At 40.8% G+C, this 17,826-nt stretch carries 12 protein-coding genes and 3 pseudogenes; 6 read left to right on the top strand and 9 right to left on the bottom strand.

Going from position 1 to position 17,826, the window contains the following annotated elements; translation table 11 throughout:
• Window positions 1-1,011, top strand: coding sequence for a type II toxin-antitoxin system HipA family toxin (locus ISX59_RS04490; protein WP_032540710.1), 1,011 nt, complete (start codon window positions 1-3; stop codon window positions 1,009-1,011).
• A gap of 305 nt (window positions 1,012-1,316) precedes the next feature.
• Here the strand turns inward: ISX59_RS04490 and ISX59_RS04485 are convergent, their stop codons facing one another.
• From ISX59_RS04485 to ISX59_RS04460, 7 genes and pseudogenes are all read right to left on the bottom strand, one after another.
• Entirely contained in the window at window positions 1,317-1,640 is a 324-nt protein-coding gene (locus ISX59_RS04485) for a hypothetical protein (protein WP_050550273.1), read from the bottom strand.
• 536 nt (window positions 1,641-2,176) lie between these two features.
• Window positions 2,177-2,563: pseudogene (locus ISX59_RS04480) on the bottom strand (winged helix-turn-helix transcriptional regulator); the annotation flags it as partial.
• Window positions 2,564-2,840: 277 nt separating this feature from the next.
• Window positions 2,841-3,254, bottom strand: a pseudogene (locus tag ISX59_RS04475) (alpha/beta hydrolase); the annotation flags it as partial.
• A pseudogene (locus tag ISX59_RS21350) lies at window positions 3,249-3,650 on the bottom strand (5-amino-6-(5-phosphoribosylamino)uracil reductase); the annotation flags it as partial. The pseudogenes ISX59_RS21350 and ISX59_RS04475, both read right to left, overlap by 6 nt.
• Window positions 3,651-3,669: 19 nt before the next feature.
• Window positions 3,670-4,236 (bottom strand): sugar O-acetyltransferase, encoded by a 567-nt coding sequence (locus ISX59_RS04470; protein WP_032540708.1) that lies wholly within the window; start codon window positions 4,234-4,236, stop codon window positions 3,670-3,672.
• Window positions 4,237-4,246: 10 nt separating this feature from the next.
• Entirely contained in the window at window positions 4,247-5,008 is a 762-nt protein-coding gene (locus ISX59_RS04465; protein ID WP_233481273.1) for an SDR family NAD(P)-dependent oxidoreductase, read from the bottom strand.
• A 133-nt stretch (window positions 5,009-5,141) separates the two neighbouring features.
• Window positions 5,142-5,984, bottom strand: coding sequence for an AraC family transcriptional regulator (locus tag ISX59_RS04460; protein WP_032540734.1), 843 nt, complete (start codon window positions 5,982-5,984; stop codon window positions 5,142-5,144).
• Window positions 5,985-7,291: 1,307 nt separating this feature from the next.
• Between ISX59_RS04460 and ISX59_RS04455 the strand changes: the two genes are divergently transcribed.
• From ISX59_RS04455 to ISX59_RS04435, 5 genes are all read left to right on the top strand, one after another.
• Window positions 7,292-8,488 carry a hypothetical protein gene (locus ISX59_RS04455; protein WP_032540706.1) on the top strand — a complete coding sequence of 399 codons (1,197 nt, stop codon included), beginning with the start codon at window positions 7,292-7,294 and terminating at the stop codon, window positions 8,486-8,488.
• Window positions 8,489-8,502: 14 nt separating this feature from the next.
• On the top strand, window positions 8,503-9,054 hold the full coding sequence (locus ISX59_RS04450) for a hypothetical protein (protein WP_032540705.1): 552 nt from the start codon (window positions 8,503-8,505) through the stop codon (window positions 9,052-9,054).
• Complete coding sequence (locus ISX59_RS04445) at window positions 9,038-12,703, top strand: ATP-binding protein (protein WP_032540704.1); 3,666 nt, start codon at window positions 9,038-9,040, stop codon at window positions 12,701-12,703. Before ISX59_RS04450 ends, ISX59_RS04445 begins: the two co-directional genes overlap by 17 nt.
• A gap of 31 nt (window positions 12,704-12,734) precedes the next feature.
• Window positions 12,735-13,604, top strand: a complete 870-nt coding sequence (locus tag ISX59_RS04440; protein ID WP_032540703.1) for a hypothetical protein — start codon at window positions 12,735-12,737, stop codon at window positions 13,602-13,604.
• A 251-nt stretch (window positions 13,605-13,855) separates the two neighbouring features.
• Window positions 13,856-15,427 (top strand): ClC family H(+)/Cl(-) exchange transporter, encoded by a 1,572-nt coding sequence (locus ISX59_RS04435; protein ID WP_005775949.1) that lies wholly within the window; start codon window positions 13,856-13,858, stop codon window positions 15,425-15,427.
• On the opposite strand, the gene nfo is transcribed toward ISX59_RS04435, so the two are convergent.
• Together nfo and ISX59_RS04425 are read right to left on the bottom strand one after the other, a co-directional pair.
• Window positions 15,421-16,257 carry a deoxyribonuclease IV gene (gene nfo, locus ISX59_RS04430; protein WP_032540702.1) on the bottom strand — a complete coding sequence of 279 codons (837 nt, stop codon included), beginning with the start codon at window positions 16,255-16,257 and terminating at the stop codon, window positions 15,421-15,423. The two genes, ISX59_RS04435 and nfo, sit on opposite strands and share 7 nt — an antisense overlap.
• 128 nt (window positions 16,258-16,385) lie before the next feature.
• Entirely contained in the window at window positions 16,386-17,753 is a 1,368-nt protein-coding gene (locus ISX59_RS04425) for a TrpB-like pyridoxal phosphate-dependent enzyme (protein ID WP_005809773.1), read from the bottom strand.
• Window positions 17,754-17,826: the final 73 nt, after the last annotated feature.

Below are 17,826 nucleotides of genomic sequence, written 5' to 3'. Positions count from 1 at the left end.
ATGAAAAAAATAACTTGCTGCCCTTCTACTTTAGCTGACGGTTTTACAACATACAGCCCTTCAGCTTGTAAGAAACTTTTTGCCGGGAAGAAAGTCAGCCATGTGATGAATTTCAGCTATGATGATGACCAGTATGCTGCCATAGCAGAAAATACTGTGCGTATATCTGTTTCTGGCGTACAGGAAAAGATGTCTGCAGTCGAAGAAAACGGTAGTATAAGATTGGCGGTTGAAAATGAGCAAGCCCGATATATTATTAAGCCTGCTCCGGAAAATAAGGCATTACGGGATAGAAAACAAATCCCTGCCAACGAACATTTGACTATGCAAATAGCCCGTCAGATTTACCGGATTCCAACAGCAGAAAACGGAGTTATATTCTTTTCTGACGGTACGCCAGCTTATATTACCAAACGTTTTGATATCCTTGACGATGGATCGAAGGCGCCACAGGAAGATTTTGCATCATTAATACAAAAAACATCGGAAACTCATGGTGCGGACTTTAAATATACAGGTAGCTATGAAGATATTGCATTGAAAATAAAAGAGCTGGTTCCTGCCTGGCAAGTAGAGATGGGGAAATTTTTCTCTCTTATATTGTTCAATTATCTATTTTCTAATGGGGATGCGCACTTAAAGAATTTCTCATTGCAGCAATCTAAAGACGGGGACTATTTACTGTCGCCGGCGTATGATCTAATGAATACTTCTTTGCATACGAATGATAGTGATTTTGCTCTGGAAGACGGACTCTCTGTTACATTAGAGAAATCAGATATTTATGAGAGTAAAGGGCATCCATGCCAGGAAGATTTTGTTCACTTCGGAAAAAAGATAGGATTATCAGATAAACAGATAGATAAATTGATCTCACCTTTCTTGGTTGAGCAACCCAAAGTATTGGAGCTTATTAATAACAGTTTTCTTGAAGAAAAACAAAAGCGGATATATTTGAGTAGCTATAAAGAACGATTAAGCAGGTTACAGAGAAAATCAATCTCCGAATAATCAGTAATGGACTGTTATTATTGTTAGAAGAAAATGCTATTTCAATCCTTTTTCGTATTCTCATTAGAACTAGTTTGTAAAACTCAATAAATTTTGCGAATATTGTATTTAGCTATTAGAGAACTTGACAATCCAGCTAGGAAATGATTTGTAATATATAGAGTTTACTAAACTCTCTTCCTGGTAAGTAAATTAATTATCAGGGGTTACGCCTGTACCTATATGTATCATCTATTTATGTTCTATTTCCACATTTTTAGCTTTAATACGCACAATAAGTTATGCATAATTTGGACGTTATAAAACTATATTTTAGGGGTGAGTTCAAAATATTCTCTTACCATTCCAGGCTCTCCAAATTCTCCATTCCTTCTATATGCTGAAAATTTATTTTCTGTGAGTTCATCTATATCCCAATAGCTATTATGACCCAAATAGATTACACCAAAACTAGGAGCAGAGAAAGTCCATGAACCATTAACTGTACTTTGTTGTTCTTTTCCATCTTTATCTGTAGTTATTAAGGTTCTTGCATATGTCCCATTGTTAGAAAACGTATATACGTTTTGATAGCTGACTCCCTTATCATTAGTTGTCTTCTTACTAATCCAAGTAATATCACAAATCAAACTGATTATACTATTTTCACTTTCTGTATATTGGTTTTCTTTTTATATTTATTGATATTGTGATATGTTTATGGATGTTTTTACCTTAAAATAATTATCTTTGCCCCAGTGATTTATATCTAGTGTGATAAATAGAGATTCATTATAGAATAAATGAGTCTATAATATTGATTTATTGTAATTTACAGGAAACGAACAGTTGTCGTTATAGCGATATAGTGTGATATATTTATCGAATATTTGTCACATTATTGTCACGTGTACTGTGCAAGTGATTGATAATCAGCTATTGTTGCTTTTGAAGAAGTCAAATGATTCCGATAAGTAAACAATAATAAACAATAAGCAAAAGCGTGCAGCTCAATGGGGTGCGCGCTTTCTGCGTTTAGCAATAATGGCTAATGGCATCAAGATGGCTATGGCGTAAAGTGCATTAGCCCGTGTCTTAGTGCTGACCTGCGGCAAAGATGCAAATAGAAAGGCGATAAGCAGAACGGCAATAATGGGCGAGTGGTATGAATGGAAATCCCATAGGTTTATTGTTCTGTTTGAGAGTTAATGATGATGCGCCAGTAGCCAGTTTTATCAGAACCTTCATGAGTCAAAATTCCCATATCCCTAAGGCTCTTGATGTTTTTTTCTATAGTGCGTTTAGTTACACCAACCTTGTTAGCTATATTATCGGCTGTGATTGATGGGCAAGAAATAACGAGGTCGATTATCTTTTGTGCAGTTTTACTAACTTTCTTCGGCGTTTCCGATGTGTCTCCGAACTTATCCGCATTTACACCGAATATTTTCTCCGAACTTTTTTCGTTTACAAGGTACTTGATGGTACTATTTACTCTGTCGGCCACTTTCTCAACAGGTATTCTTCCGTTTTTATCCCAGTCCAGATTATAAAAGGTCGTGAAGAAAGAAGTTTGGACAGCTATTTTTATTTTAGATTTTCAATGGGTTGGTATAACCATTTGGGAAACAAATATTTAATGTGGTATTTTAGAAATAGCGATAACGATTGGTAATTGTGCGATTTTCAGCGGTTTGTGATGCTTCTCTGTTAAATAATTTTCTTTGATGTAAAGGTAGAACAATTTTTTGATGTACAATGATAGGGGATAGAAAATATTACACATTTTGAGCAAAACAATAGTCCAAAAGTCAAAGAGACAAATGGGCTACTAAAGTTAGTTTTAATAGTTATTCTACCTCAAAAGCATTTTTGAGGAATATCTCAATCTTATTGAAAGGAATTGCATCCAGATTATCATATAAGTCGGTATGGTTCGCACCGGGGATAATCAGCAGTTCTTTGTTCGTTCCTGTCAGCCGCTTATAGGCATCTTCGCTGAAATAACGGGAATGTGCCTTTTCACCGTGTATCAGCTGTACGGCACTGCGGATTTCGTCTATATATGTGAGAACCGGCATATTGACGAATGACAGGATGGCAGTCTTGTTAATCCCCTCATTGGAATTGGGGGAGCGGCGATGATAGCCCCGCTTCGTTTTGTAGTAATCTCAATATTGGTGTACGAAGAGCGGTGCGTCGGCAGGTACAGGGGCTACGACACCACCGTCACGTTGATAATTACCATTCTGATAATCTTTCGTGCTGCCGACAACAATCCATGATATTTCTAAAAAATGCAATGTATCCAGATAGGTTTGAGAAACTTGTTCACTGACAATGCAAAGCACAGGATGTCCGTCTGATGTATTGGCTTGCCAACTCAATTTCCCGTAGGTGTCAACGACAATCGTATATTCATCGGATGAACGTGCGATGTGTATTGATTCTTGAAGAACAGGCTGTTCTCCTATTCTGTCGCTCTCCTCCTTGACAGCCGGACATTCAAGAGCAGCGGTCACTCTACCCGATAGTTTGGAGCAAAGTCCAAATTTATCCAATGCAACTTCATATTCGTCTGTGCTTAATTGCCCAACCATAGGGCAATCTATCCGACCATCAATAGAGGTCATCATATGAACAATGATATAAGGTTTCATATTTTAAATAGTTTTTAATTTACTTAGCTTCAATCTTTTTGATAAATCGGGCCGGATTGCCTGCAACCACTGTCATAGGCGGTACATCCTTCGTTACGACACTGCCGGCTCCGACAATTGCGCCGTAGCCGATACGTACACCCGGAAGAATGGTCGAATTGATGCCTATCCATGCCTTGTCCCCGATGACGATCGGACGACCATAGGTCGCACTGCGGTTCTCCGGTTTCGGGTCATGATTGATTGTAATCAGATTGACTTTTGGACCGATGAATACATCGTTGCCGATTGTGATACCGCCACGACCGAAGAATGTGCAACATTGCTGGATAAAACATCCCTTTCCGATAGTAATAGGTTTACCATAATCAACATAAAGCGGTGGCAATACTGTAGTACTTTCTTCGAGCGGTTTGCCGAGAATCCGTCCCATATAATCATGTACTTCTTCAGGGGTGCGGTAATCCGTATTCATCTCGGTAGCAGTCTTGATAGTAGCGAAAATGTCGGCACTCAATGCTTCATAACCCGGTTCGCTCGGCGAAACCATTTTGCCCGACAAATCTTTTTCAAAAATATCCTTCATTTATTATTCCTTATTTAATGGTGATACCTCCGTCTACAATTAAACCATGTCCATTCATATATGTCGCCTGCGGACTGCACAGCCACAATACTGCATCAGCGATTTCCTCAGGTTTCCCAAAACGTCCGTTCGGAATCTCCTTTGTGAAAGCACTTTCTAACTGTGGGTTGCAGCTTATCAACTCATCCACTATTGCAGTCTGTATAACTCCCGGACATACGGCATTGATGCGAATGCCTTTTGCTGCATAATCAATTGCGGCAGTTTTTGTTAATCCGAGAACAGCGTGTTTGCAAGCTATATAGGCAGCCTGTCCGGGAAAGCCGACCACGTCTTCAGCCGATACGGTGTTGACGATGGTTCCGCTTCCTTGTTTCAGTATCAACAGAATTTCATAACGCATACAATTCCATACTCCTTTCAGGTCTACAGCCACTGTGCGGTCGAACTCGTCATCGGTAATTTCTGCCATCGGGCGTTGCGGAGTTTGTATTCCGGCATTGTTAAGAGCTGCATCCAAACGCCCGTAAGTGGACATAATCCAATCAATCATTTCTTTCACCGCCTGTGTGTCGGACACATTAAGACGATAAGTTGTCGCTTTGTACCCTTCAGCGATCAATTTTTCTGCCTGTACTTTCGGTTCGTTAATATCTGACAAAACGGTAATATAGCCTGCACGGGCAAACGCTTCAGCACAAGCAAGGCCGATTCCCATTCCTGCACCAGTCACCAAAGCCACTTTTTCTTCCATTGTTTTTGTTTCTGCCATAATTATCTAATTTTATCTGTTATAAGTTCTAATTGTTTTCTGATGCAAAGGTAAGAGGGTTATGGCATTATGACTTTGTTGTGTGGTTCAAAGTGTTTTGTTAGGAAGTCCATGAATAAAAAAGTCCCGCAATCTATGCGAGACTCATTTCATGTTGCAGTTTCCCTGTAGGAGGAATACCATATTTTTCTTTATAAATCTTCGAGAAGTGTGAAAGATTCTTGAATCCGACCTCAAAACAAATCTCAGACACTTTGCGCTCGCCTTTTCGTATCAACTCGTGAGCGGCTTCGAGACGGCGGTGGATTAGCCACTCTCGCGGTGAAAGCGAGCTGCATTTTTTAAAATCGCGTTTGAATGTGGAAAGGCTACGACCTGTATAGTTGGCTATTTCTTCCATTGAAATGTCATTCATGTAATTGCTCTCCAAAAAATTCAGGATGTCAATTTTCCAAGGGTCAGTAAAGTCAAAAACCGAAGCATATAGATTCTTGTTTGTTTTGAGCAACACATATATTCCCTCAACCATTTTCAGTTGCAACAGTTCATCTGTCGGTTGAATATCCGAATCGAAATAAGGTGTCATGGATTCGAACAGGCTTATGATGTCGGGACGGTTGGGCGGTAACTTATAGAGACTTACTTTCTCTCTTTTGGCATCCTTTGGGATTAAGTTCGGTTCTATCTTGTTGTAGAAGCTACGCAGGAATTTCGGCGTAAACATTAGAAAAATAGCTTTAAACTGCTCTCCGTTCCACGCCTGCTTTGTCATCCTGACGCTGAAATCCTTACGAATAAAGGCACAGTCGCCTCTATGCAGCCTTGTGGTTTTGCCTTTTTCTTCAATTGCCATTTCACCGGAATAAATATAAACCAGCACATGAGAATGGTTCCGGTGTGTGCAACTCATTCCTCCATCAAAATACATCGCAAAAAAGATGTCTGAATAACGTAGTGTATTGATTCCGTCTGTCATTTCCTTTATTTGATTATAACTATGATTTCTTTTGCAAAGATAGCTCTTTTCAAAAGGAATCATTTTGTTGTATGGTTCAAAATAACAAGAAAGGTATAGCTTTTTGACTCAAAGGCTTCGTCCTTTTTTATGTGGTTGTAGCGGTTGCCTGGTAGTTCAGGAATTAATCTATCAAAAAATGGAAATAGGATTTTTCGGAGAGTTCAATTGGTGTTAAATTATGCTCCTTGTGTATTTGTTCCCATTCTTTTCTTATAGGCAGAGCCTCTTTATTTTACCAACTTCTTTGTCAATCTGAATGAAGTAGTTATTTAGGGTATTTATTGGATGAACCTACAATCATTCTGCCCTCCCGCAAAAAGCAAAAGCTGATGAAATGGCAAATTATCATTTTGTATTTTCTGATGCACGTAGAATCAAATTTCTTCATATAAGCGGAGGGATAAACGGAAAGAATTTGTGGAATTGCCATTAGAAAAATTCAAGTAGAAAGAATACAAGATGAAATTATACCAAAGAGAAAGAGAACATCTCAACATCGGAGTAAAATAATGAAAAAGTGTCCAATAAACAATCTTTTTCATGCTTGCGGTTTTTCCCGTAAATGCAAGCAAGTAGAGAGAAAAACAGTCTCCAGTCACCCTATTTCCCCTTCAAATAGATGTCGATGGCACGAAATAAAAGTGTCTCCGGTAAGAAGTTAACTTCATACTTGCAAAGAACTAACTTTTTGCAAACAGAAAGGTAACTTATTAGAGGGAAAGAAGTGAATATCCTACCAATTACCCCTGTGTTATTGCATTTTTATGCAATAAATAGTCTGCTTGGCGGGCTGTCCTGAAGAAATTTAGCAGAAGACGTGTTAGCAGAAAGGAGGTGTATTGAAATAAACGGATTTAAACAGGCAAAGAAAGGTAACATTATGACACTTGAAGGGTTTGCCAAAAAACGAACTGTCATCCCATACAAGAATAAGGTTCATCCGACGGGTGTGTGGTTGTCATTCAAACTTATGTTGTTGATTCATGCTAATATTCAAGTCTGTTTATAGGGCGAAATGCAAAAGTCTGTTCATTAAATTAAAATGTCTAAAGTGCCGATTTATTAATAACAAGGTCTTTTTAGGGGTTTAGAATGTCGAAGAAGAAAAAAATATTATATTTGCAGATATAGACAAAAAGATGTACTATTATGGAAAATAAAGATCTGAATTGTCTTAAGGGCGGGTTTCTGCTGCCGCTTCTTGCTGAGACAAACGTAAATGCAAAGAATTTGTGGTGATTTATATTAAAGAATAAGTTTATGCTATGAGTACCTTCCGTTCCATAGAGGAGTTGGTTAAAAGCCTTGACCGCGAGAAAGAGCTTCTAAAAGAGATGTTTGCCAAGCGGAAGTCGCTTTCGTTCCGATATGATTATGCATTAGAGATGACTGACTATAAAGAAGAGCGCATCCGCTATCTGATAGATTATGGGGTGATTCGTGATACAGGTGATTTTTTGGAGATGGAAGATATTTATTTAAAATTCTTTGAAGATATACTGGAAGTGAATGAAGAGATAAATGTCTCTTATGTGCAGGACTATCTGGTGCGCCTCAATGAAAACATAGATTACTATCTGAAGGAAAATAACGAAAAGCGAAAGTATAATTATCAGCGTGAGGTGAAGCGCTGCCTAAAGAATATCGCCCTTACTACTGTTCGCAATGTGTTGGATCTGAAACGTAACATGGACAATACGTACAAGAATGAACCCAACTACCAGATCAAAAAAGCCAAATTGACAAGGCTGAGTGAAAAGTTAAGAAATATCTCTTTACTGATAACCAAATGTGAAGAGCTGATCGACCATCAACAGCCTGTGTTTTTTCGTATAGCTATGGATGTACAGATGCAGGATGTAGTGAGTGACGTAAAATTACAATTGAATGACTCTTATCATAATCTGCTTGAAATTCATAGACAGATTGTCCATTACCTGAATCTGATAGATTATCAAAACCGTATCTTTGAGAAGATAAGAAAGTTGAAGTACCTGAAAGACCAGTTCCTACTGGAAGAGAACACTAACATCCGGCAAGTGCTTTCGGGAAGAAATCCCGTATGGATGGAACCTCAAATCAATTATCGCATTAAACTTTCTGTAGATGCTTTGCGTACATCTGATGAAGCGTTTCAAATCATCCGGAAACTGGCGGCACGGCAGAAGATCCGGAAGAACACTTTGAAAAATCTGGCAGCACCCATTCCCGAAGGATACCTGGACGGGCAGTCGGAGGTGGTTGATATGGTGAATTTGCAGGAGGTGTACAATGCCTTTGAGGCCTCGGGCGCTCACCTGTTCTATTTTGTGATGAACTACCGCTACCGCAAAGATGTGACCAGTGAGGATAAACTGATTTATTTTTGTCAGTTAGCTTCTCAATATGCTGATAGGCTTAACTTTACAGAGTGTTATGAACACTCGGGTGAAGTGGAGTATCCAATTATTTATCCTAAATAACAAGAGTTTGAACGATGAAATATACAGAAGAAATTTTCAATACGCTTAGTCGTGGAGGGTTCATCTCCTCCAATAGCATTTCTGCCCAAGTGAAGCGTTATTACGATGTTATAGAGGAGGATTTCCCCGATTATTATGAATATTATAAAGGGATAGGATTCTATCTGGAAGGAGGCGATGGCTACTATCATTTTACGCGTCGGGAAGCGAAAGTGGATTTGGAACGAAAGCTTGAAGCCGCACAACGTTGGATTGAGTATCTTAGTTTTCTGAAAACCTATCATTCGGCTTTTGGACCGGGTTTCTTGTTTCGTGCTGCCGACATTGAGATTCAAATAGGCTGTGACCTGGAGTTGAAAGAGAAAGTCGCAAAGATATTCCCTGACAAAAAGAAGCATGAAGAAGTCGTTGCCAAGTTGATATCCGAATTGGAAAGAATGGGATTTGTTGAAAAAGAAAATGAAGTGGATGGGACTTACAAAGTGTTGACTGCTTTTCATTATATGGAAGAATTGATTGATTGTATTACCATATCGGAGGAGGTGCAAGATGAGATACCTGAATAAAATTATTTTTCTGAACAGCGCTCATATTCCTTATACAGAAGTTTGTCTGGATGGTAATGTTCATTTCATTGGTACGCAGGGAGTCGGAAAAAGTACGTTACTGCGCGCTCTGTTGTTTTTCTATAATGCGGATAAACTGAAATTGGGTATCCCTAAAGAAAAAAAGAGTTTTGATGCTTTTTACTTTCCTTATTCAAATTCCTACATCGTTTATGAAGTAATGCGTGAGAATGGGGCTTATTGTGTGGTAGCTGTTAAGTCGCAAGGCAGGGTTGCCTTTCGTTTTGTGGATGCACCGTTTGAGAGCTATTGGTTTGTCAATGAACAGAATGAAGTATATGCAGACTGGAGCCGTATCCGCGAGCATATTGGGAAGAAGTGTCAGGTCACTCCGCTGGTGAGCGGTTACGAGACTTATCGTGATATCATATTCGGAAATAACCGCAAGCAGGAGCTGTTGATTTATCGTAAATTCGCAATAGTGGAGAGTGCAAAATACCAGAATATTCCCCGTACTATACAGAATGTTTTCTTAAATTCCAAGCTGGATGCTGATTTTATAAAAGATACTATCATTCGTTCGATGAGTGATGAAGATATTTCTGTGGATTTGAGTTTTTATCGAAGTCAGATAAAGGAATTCGAGCAAGAATATAACGACGTGATGCTGTGGTTTACAAAAAATAAGAATGGCGAAATACCTATACGCAAGATAGCAGACAAAGTGATGAATTCATATCGCGATTTAATTTATACCCATAGGCAAATTGAGGAAGAGCGTGCTGAACTGAATTATGCGGAAAAACAGGCTTTACAGGAATTGCCTCAGTTCAGGGAGAAGATTACTAATACGGAGGCAGAGCGGGAACGCGGATTAAGGTTAATCAGTGAACTGCAACAGAAACGCAAAAAGGAAGAGGAGGTATTGATTGGCGATATTAGAGTTGTTGAAGAGGATTTGAAGAAAGCGCGCCGGCAACGGCAGTACTATGAACAAATAGGTATTGAAGAATTGATCCGACGAGTATCACAAGAAGAGTTTCAAAATCAGGAGCTGGAACGTATGCGGATTATGAAATCCGAGTTGACGCGCGCCTATCAGGATGTATTATCTAAGTATCGTTCGTTGACTGAAAATCTGGAGATTGACTTTCGTTCGTTTGAAAATAACAAGCAATCACTGATACTCGAAAAAGGAACTGCCGTCAGCAGGCTACAGGAAGAGGCCATGCAAAATCTTCGTTCGGAAGAAGAGTGGGTGCGTTCGGCATTCGAAGAGAAATTGCAAGCGGTAGATGCAAAAATGTTACAACTGCGTGATGAACAAGCGCAAACGGGAAGACAACAAGTGAAGGCCTCTTACGAAGCACCTTATAAAAAAGAAATATCCGACTGTGAAGAAAGTATCGGGGAGTTAAACCAAAGAGACCAAGAACTGAATTTTCTGATACACCGGCATCAAATGGATATAGATCGTTTGAGGCAGGAATGTGGCATCTTGCGGAAAGAGTTGGAAATGGAAGCTCAAAATAAAATAGAAGATATATGTAAAGAGAAAGAAAATCTTGAGGAAGAACTGAGAGTGCTGAATGCTTTGATTGAGAAACGGAAGGGCTCTTTTGCCGAATGGCTGGAGAGCAACAAACCCGATTGGCAGGATAGCATCGGCAAAATAGCTAATGAGGAGGCGGTGCTATATAATAATGGGCTGAATCCTCGTTTAACGGATAACTCCGGCACTTTGTTTGGTGTGTCGCTCAACTTGTCTGCCATAGAACAAAATATCCGTACTCCCGAAGATTTGAAACAGGAACGATTGGCGAAGCAGCATATACTTCAAGAAAGCAATAACCAATTGGTGCATTTATCGGAGGAACTGAATAGTGAAATAGAGCGTTTGGAGAAGAAATATTCCAAACTGGTGCGCGAAATAGCAGACAAACAACATTTGCTGGAAGCTGAACGAATGCAACTCCCCACTAAGCTAAAGAATCTCCAAGTGGCTCTTTCTTCCTGGAGGACAAAAGAGGGAGAATGGAAACGTATTCGTACCGAAGAGATTCAGGAAGCGTTGAACGAAATAGCCCATCGGCTTTATCGAATAGAAGAGGAAAAGAAGAAGATAGTAGACGAGCGGGAACGCAGGTTAAAGGCTTGTCAGAAGAACTATAAGGAACAAAAAACAGGACTTCAAAAAGAGTTAGAGCAGTATGTATCGAATATAAAGTCCGAAATCAATCTTCGGAAGCAACAACTGGAAGAACGAAAAAAGGAGTTAAGACAAGCGCAGGAAACAGAACTTGGTGGCAAAGGCGCAGATACGGTAACAATTCGCAAGTACGATGCCAGAATAGAACAGATCCAAAAGGAGTTGGTCTACATCCGTGAGCACCGTTCACAAGTTACGTATTATGAAAAGGATAAACAGGAACTTTTTGACAAAGAACCCTTCATGCGAAGTTGTAAGAAAGATCTTGAAGACAAGTTGGCAGCACTGAACGAACGTTTCGATTTGCGTGAAAAAAAATTACAACTTCAACGGAAGAATGTGGAAGAAGCATTGACTAAACTAAGGCAGGGATTACAGCTATTGGAAAACGGGCTGAATAAGGTAGAGGTTTTTCAAGAAGATGATATTTTTTGTCCGCCGGGATCAATGGAGGTGGGTGAAAAGAATACTAAGAAAAGTTGTGACGCAATAGTGGAGGGATTGAAGTCACTGATTATATCTGCTATCAGGAAGAAAGAGGAGTTTAGAAAAGTTGTCATACAGTTTAAAGGATATTTTTCAGCGAAGAACACTTTTCACTTCCGTACCGAATTGATCAGTGAGCAAGATTATTATGACTTTGCTTCAAACCTATGCGAGTTTGTGGATAATGATAAAATATCCGATTATCGGAAACACATCAGCGAGCGATATACAGATATCATTCGTCGCATATCGAAGGAGGTAGGCGATCTGACACGCAATGAAGGGGAGATACGTAAAACGATTGATGCCATCAATACTGATTTTATAGAACGAAACTTTGCCGGAGTAATCAAAGAGATTGCCCTTCGTCCTTTACCGAGCAGTGATAAGTTGATGCAATTGCTGTTGGAAATAAAGCGGTTCAATGATGAGAATCAACATTCTATGGGAGAAGTGAATTTGTTTGCACAAGACTCTCGGGAGAATGTCAATGCAATAGCGGTGCGCTATCTGCTTTCGTTTATGAAGCATTTGCTTGAAGATCCCGGACGGAAGCAACTGGCACTGGCGGATACCTTCAAGCTGGAATTTCGAGTCAAGGAAAATGACAATGATACGGGTTGGGTGGAGAAGATAGCCAACGTAGGTTCTGACGGCACAGATATTCTGGTAAAGGCAATGGTGAATATCATGCTTATCAATGTGTTCAAAGAAAAAGCGTCGCGTAAATTTGGTGATTTCAAGATACATTGCATGATGGACGAGATAGGTAAATTGCATCCTAATAATGTAAAAGGCATTTTGGACTTTGCTAATTGCCGAAACATTCTGCTGGTGAATAGTTCGCCAACTACCTATAATGTAGAAGATTATCGTTATACTTATTTGCTAAGCAAAGACGGGCACTCGAATACGCGGGTAGTTCCATTGATAAAATACTCAAGTAATCGGTAAGATTGGAATGCGTTCGCAAAATTTAGAGAACATGGCTATCAAAAAAGAAAATAAACTTCATCTGGGTGAAGCACGTTTGTTATTACGGATGATGAACGGTGATACGATTTCTTCCTCTCGTTTTTCATTTGCGTTGACGGAAGATCTATTGGGAGAAGGAATTCTTATCCAAATATCCAACGGACGTTTTAGGAAATTTAGGATAAACGATGCTGATGGATGTCGTGTATATCTTGCTCAGCACTATGACATTAAAGGAGGGTTGGAGGAGTGGATCAAGATAAAAGAACGTCAAAATGCGGTGTCTCGTGCAGAACAGGTGTCCGTAACCGGTGATTCTAAGACTAAACATACCCGTTCTTTCAGGGGTTTTCTTATCAGTAGTTATGTTCCGATAGAAGCAACTCTGAATGGCGAAGCTTTTTTAATTCAGCCGTTGCGGGGAACTTCCTTCTTTATTGAAGACTTTGAGCATTTTCATCTTCCCGGAGATGTCATAGTGATAGGCATGGAAAATGGAGAGAACTTTCAGCATATCCGCGAACAACAATATTTGTTTGAAGATATGAAAGTACTTTTTGTCTCTCGTTATCCTCAATCAAAAGATTTGCGTACCTGGCTACAGATGATCCCTAATCGTTATATTCATTTTGGCGATTTTGATTTAGCGGGAATTCATATCTTTCAGAAGGAATTCTATATTTTCTTGGGAGAGCGTGCCGAATTTTTTATTCCGGCGGATGTGGAGGAACGGTTGAAAAATGGCAATCGATGGCTTTATGATGTGCAATATGCCCGGTATAAATCTATGGATATTTTGGATAAACGGTTGTTGCCGCTTGTAGAGATGATCCATAGGTTCCGGAAGGGATATGAGCAGGAAGGATATATTGTTAGATAATGAGAGATTGAACAAAAAGTAGACCACATAATGAAGAGAAAGCAATTAAAAAAAGTGCTTTGTCTTCAATGCGGGACGGAATCATGGCATTCTGTAGAGAATGAATGACTGTTTTTGCATCGAAGTGCGTAAGCAGCATAGTTGGATATGCTGTAGCAGCCTTCTGCTATCTGAAGCAATTTTAACTCTTCGTTTGAAAACCAAGCTATCTCTTAGTTGTTGTACTCTGCAACGGTATAACGGACGGAGATATGTTTGGAAAATCAGGTGATTTAGAGGATATGAGGAAATGGCGGGTATGGAAGCTGAAATTGATAGATGCCCGTCTTTATTTTGTCAGTATATTCGTGGGATTGTTGACAGGGCTTGTTGCTGTACCCTATCACTATCTGTTACAATTCTTTTTTAATACTCGTAGAAACTTTTTTGATTCACAGCCACATTGGTATTGGCATATTCCTATCTTTTTGTCTTTATGGGGTATCCTCTTATTTGTGATGTGGCTGGTGAAAAAGATGCCGTTGATCACCGGTGGGGGGATTCCTCAAACCCGTGGAGTGATTAACGGACGTATCTCCTACAAGCATCCTTTTATAGAGTTAGTATCTAAGTTTGTGGGAGGAGTGTTGGCGTTGAGTGCCGGTTTATCTTTGGGACGTGAGGGGCCCTCCGTGCAGATCGGTTCTTATATCGGTTGTCTGGTGTCTAAATGGGGAAGAGTGCTTGCCGGTGAACGAAAACAACTGCTTGCCGCCGGTGCAGGTGCCGGATTGGCTGCTGCTTTTGCCGCTCCCTTGGCTTCTTCGTTATTGGTCATTGAGTCTATCGAACGTTTTGATGCACCTAAGACCGCCATAACCACTTTGCTCGCCGGAGTGGTGGCAGGTGGTGTGGCGAGTATGATCTTTCCCATTAACCCTTATTTCCAGATTGACGCTATTTCTCCCGGACTGGTTTTTTCTTCACAAGTCAAATTGTTCTTATTGCTGGCTGCGGTAATTTCCGTATCCGGTAAGATTTATTCGGTTATTACAGTTTGGTTTAAGCGACTTTATCCGGCCATCAAGCATCCGGCTTATGTGAAGATGCTCTATTTGTTGTTTATTGCTTATTTAATTTCACTCACGGAAGTGAATCTGACCGGTGGAGGTGAACAATTTTTATTGGAGCAGGCGATGCATGCTGACACCCATATTATGTGGATTGTAGGTATGATGATTTTGCATTTTGTTTTTAGTGTGCTTTCGTTTTCTTCCGGATTGCCGGGAGGAAGTTTTATTCCCACTCTGGTTACCGGGGGACTGATCGGACAGATCGTTGCTTTGATTCTGGTACGTCAGGGCATTATCGGATACGAAAATATCAGCTATGTCATGCTGATATGTATGTCTGCTTTTTTGGTTGCGGTGATCCGGACTCCTTTGACAGCAATCGTTTTGATTACCGAGATCACCGGACATCTGGAGGTTTTCTACCCCTCCATTGTTGTGGGAGGGCTGACCTACTATTTTACGGAGATGTTGCAGATCCAGCCGTTTAATGTGACACTTTATGATGACATGATCAGTTCTCCTGACTTTCAGGAGGAGAAGCGCTATACTCTTTCTGTCGAAGTGATGAGTGGTTCGTATTTTGATGGAAAGACGGTAAGCGAATTACTATTGCCGGAACGTTGTGAGATTATCAATATACACCGTGATCGGAAAGATATACCCCCGGCAAAGCAAAAACTTGTTCCGGGGGACCAGGTGCAGATCGAGATGGATGCACAAGATATTGAGAAATTATACGAACCTTTGGTAAGTATGGCCAATATCTATTGAGCTTGTTCTCTCAGCCAGGCTATTTCTTCGGGCCACAGTGTTTCGTCAATGGTCTCCAGAATTAATGGCATATTGTCGAAACGGGGATCTTTCATTAGTTTCTCAAAGAAAGCGAAACCGATTAGTCCCTTACCGATGCTGTCGTGACGATCTATTCGACTACCTAATTCTTTTTTGGAATCATTGAGGTGCATCCCCCGCAGATATTCAAATCCGACTACTTCACCGAATTCTCCGAAGACATCATCATAATCATTCAGAAAGTCATAACCGGCTGTAAAAGTGTGGCAGGTGTCCAGACAAACCCCTACACGACTTTTATCCTCCACGCGGTCGATGATGTACTTCAGCTGCCAGAATTCATTTCCCAGGTTGCTTCCTTGTCCGGCAGTATTTTCAATAACGGCAGTTACTCCTTGGGTCTTTTCCAAAGTCAGATTGATGCTTTCTGAGATCCGATCCAGACATTCTTCCACCGGTATCTTGTTGAGGTGGCTGCCGGGATGGAAGTTCAGCAATTTCAGTCCCAATTGTTCGCAACGTTGCATTTCGTCAAGGAAGGCAGCCCGGCTTTTGGACAGTCCCTCTTCTTCGGGATGTCCCAGGTTTATCAGGTAACTATCGTGCGGGAGAATGTATTCGGGGGCGAAGCCGAATTTCTCACAATTTTCTTTGAAGAGACGGATACTATCTTCGGTTAGTGGCTTACTGACCCACTGGCGTTGATTTTTAGTAAAGAGGGCAAATGCGTTGGCCCCGATTTCGTGTGCATTGACAGGAGCGAACTCAACGCCTCCTGATGCACTGACATGTGCTCCGATATATTTCATATTCTTTTCTTTGATTCATATGCAAAGATAACATTTCCGTAACAATATATGTTTTGCCCCATAACAATATATGTAATGAGTGATTACATATATTGTTATGGGGCAAAAGCTCTGATGGTATCCGACGGTTAAGCCAGATTGCCTATTTCATCCAGATTCTTTTGGATATCATCATCTGTAAGCGAATAGTTTACCAAGTCACCGGACAGGTATTTGTCATACGAAGCCATATCGATCAGTCCGTGACCGGACAGGTTGAACAGAATCACTTTCTCTTCTCCGCTTTCTTTGCATTTGTTTGCCTCACGAACGGCGGCTGCGATGGCGTGGCAAGATTCCGGAGCAGGAATAATACCTTCAACCTGTGCGAACAGGCATCCGGCTTCGAAAGATTCCAGTTGGCTGATATCGACAGCTTCCATCAGTTTGTCTTTGAGGAGTTGCGAAACGATCACTCCTGCACCGTGGTAGCGAAGTCCGCCGGCGTGGATGTTGGCCGGAGCAAAGTTGTGCCCCAATGTAAACATAGGCAACAGTGGGGTATATCCTGCTTCGTCGCCGAAGTCGTATTGAAACTTACCGCGGGTCAGCTTCGGGCAAGATGCCGGTTCGGCAGCAATGAAGCGTGTTTTTTTACCTTCAAGGATGTTATGGCGCATGAATGGGAACGCGATGCCACCGAAGTTGGAACCACCACCAAAGCATGCGATCACCATATCGGGATATTCACCTGCCATTGCCATTTGTTTTTCAGCTTCCAGGCCGATCACGGTCTGGTGCAGGGTGACATGGCTCAGAACGGAACCTAATGTATATTTACAGTTTGGAGTAGTTTGAGCCAGTTCGATGGCTTCAGAGATGGCGGTACCCAATGAGCCCTGATGATTCGGGTGTGCAGTCAGAATATCTTTTCCTGCACGGGTCGACATCGAAGGCGAAGGAGTCACCTGGGCACCATAGGTCTGCATGATGCTACGGCGGTAAGGTTTCTGCTCATAACTGATTTTCACTTGATAAACGGCTGCTTCCAAACCGAAAAGTTTGGCGGCGTAAGCCAGAGAAGCTCCCCATTGTCCGGCACCGGTTTCAGTTGTTACATTCTGTACACCTTCTTTTTTACAATAATAAGCTTGTGGAATGGCCGAGTTTAATTTGTGCGAACCCATCGGGCTGACACTTTCATTCTTGAAATAAATATGTGCCGGTGTGCCTAATGCTTTTTCCAGCCCATAGGCACGGACCAATGGAGTACTGCGGTAATATTTGTACATTTCACGAACCTCTTCCGGTATTTCTATCCATTGGTCGGTTTGGTTCAGTTCCTGGCGGCAAAGCTCTTCCGCGAAGATCGGATACAGATCTTCTGCCTTTAATGGCTGTTTGGTTCCCGGATGCAACGGGGGCATCGGCTTGTTCACCATGTCGGCTTGTATGTTGTACCAGTAATGCGGAATTTCTTCTTCAGGCAGTATGTACCTTTTTTTCTTGTCGCTCATAATATTGTAGTTATTTGATTATTCTGATGCCAAAAGTAAGTATAATTTTTAAGAATTATATGATTTCAGCAAC

The sequence above is a fragment of the Bacteroides sp. FSHCM14E1 genome, from assembly GCF_019633785.1.
GTDB lineage: Bacteria > Bacteroidota > Bacteroidia > Bacteroidales > Bacteroidaceae > Bacteroides > Bacteroides hominis.
Note: the sequence above shows the minus strand (reverse complement) of the source record. Positions and strands in the feature narration are given on the sequence as shown.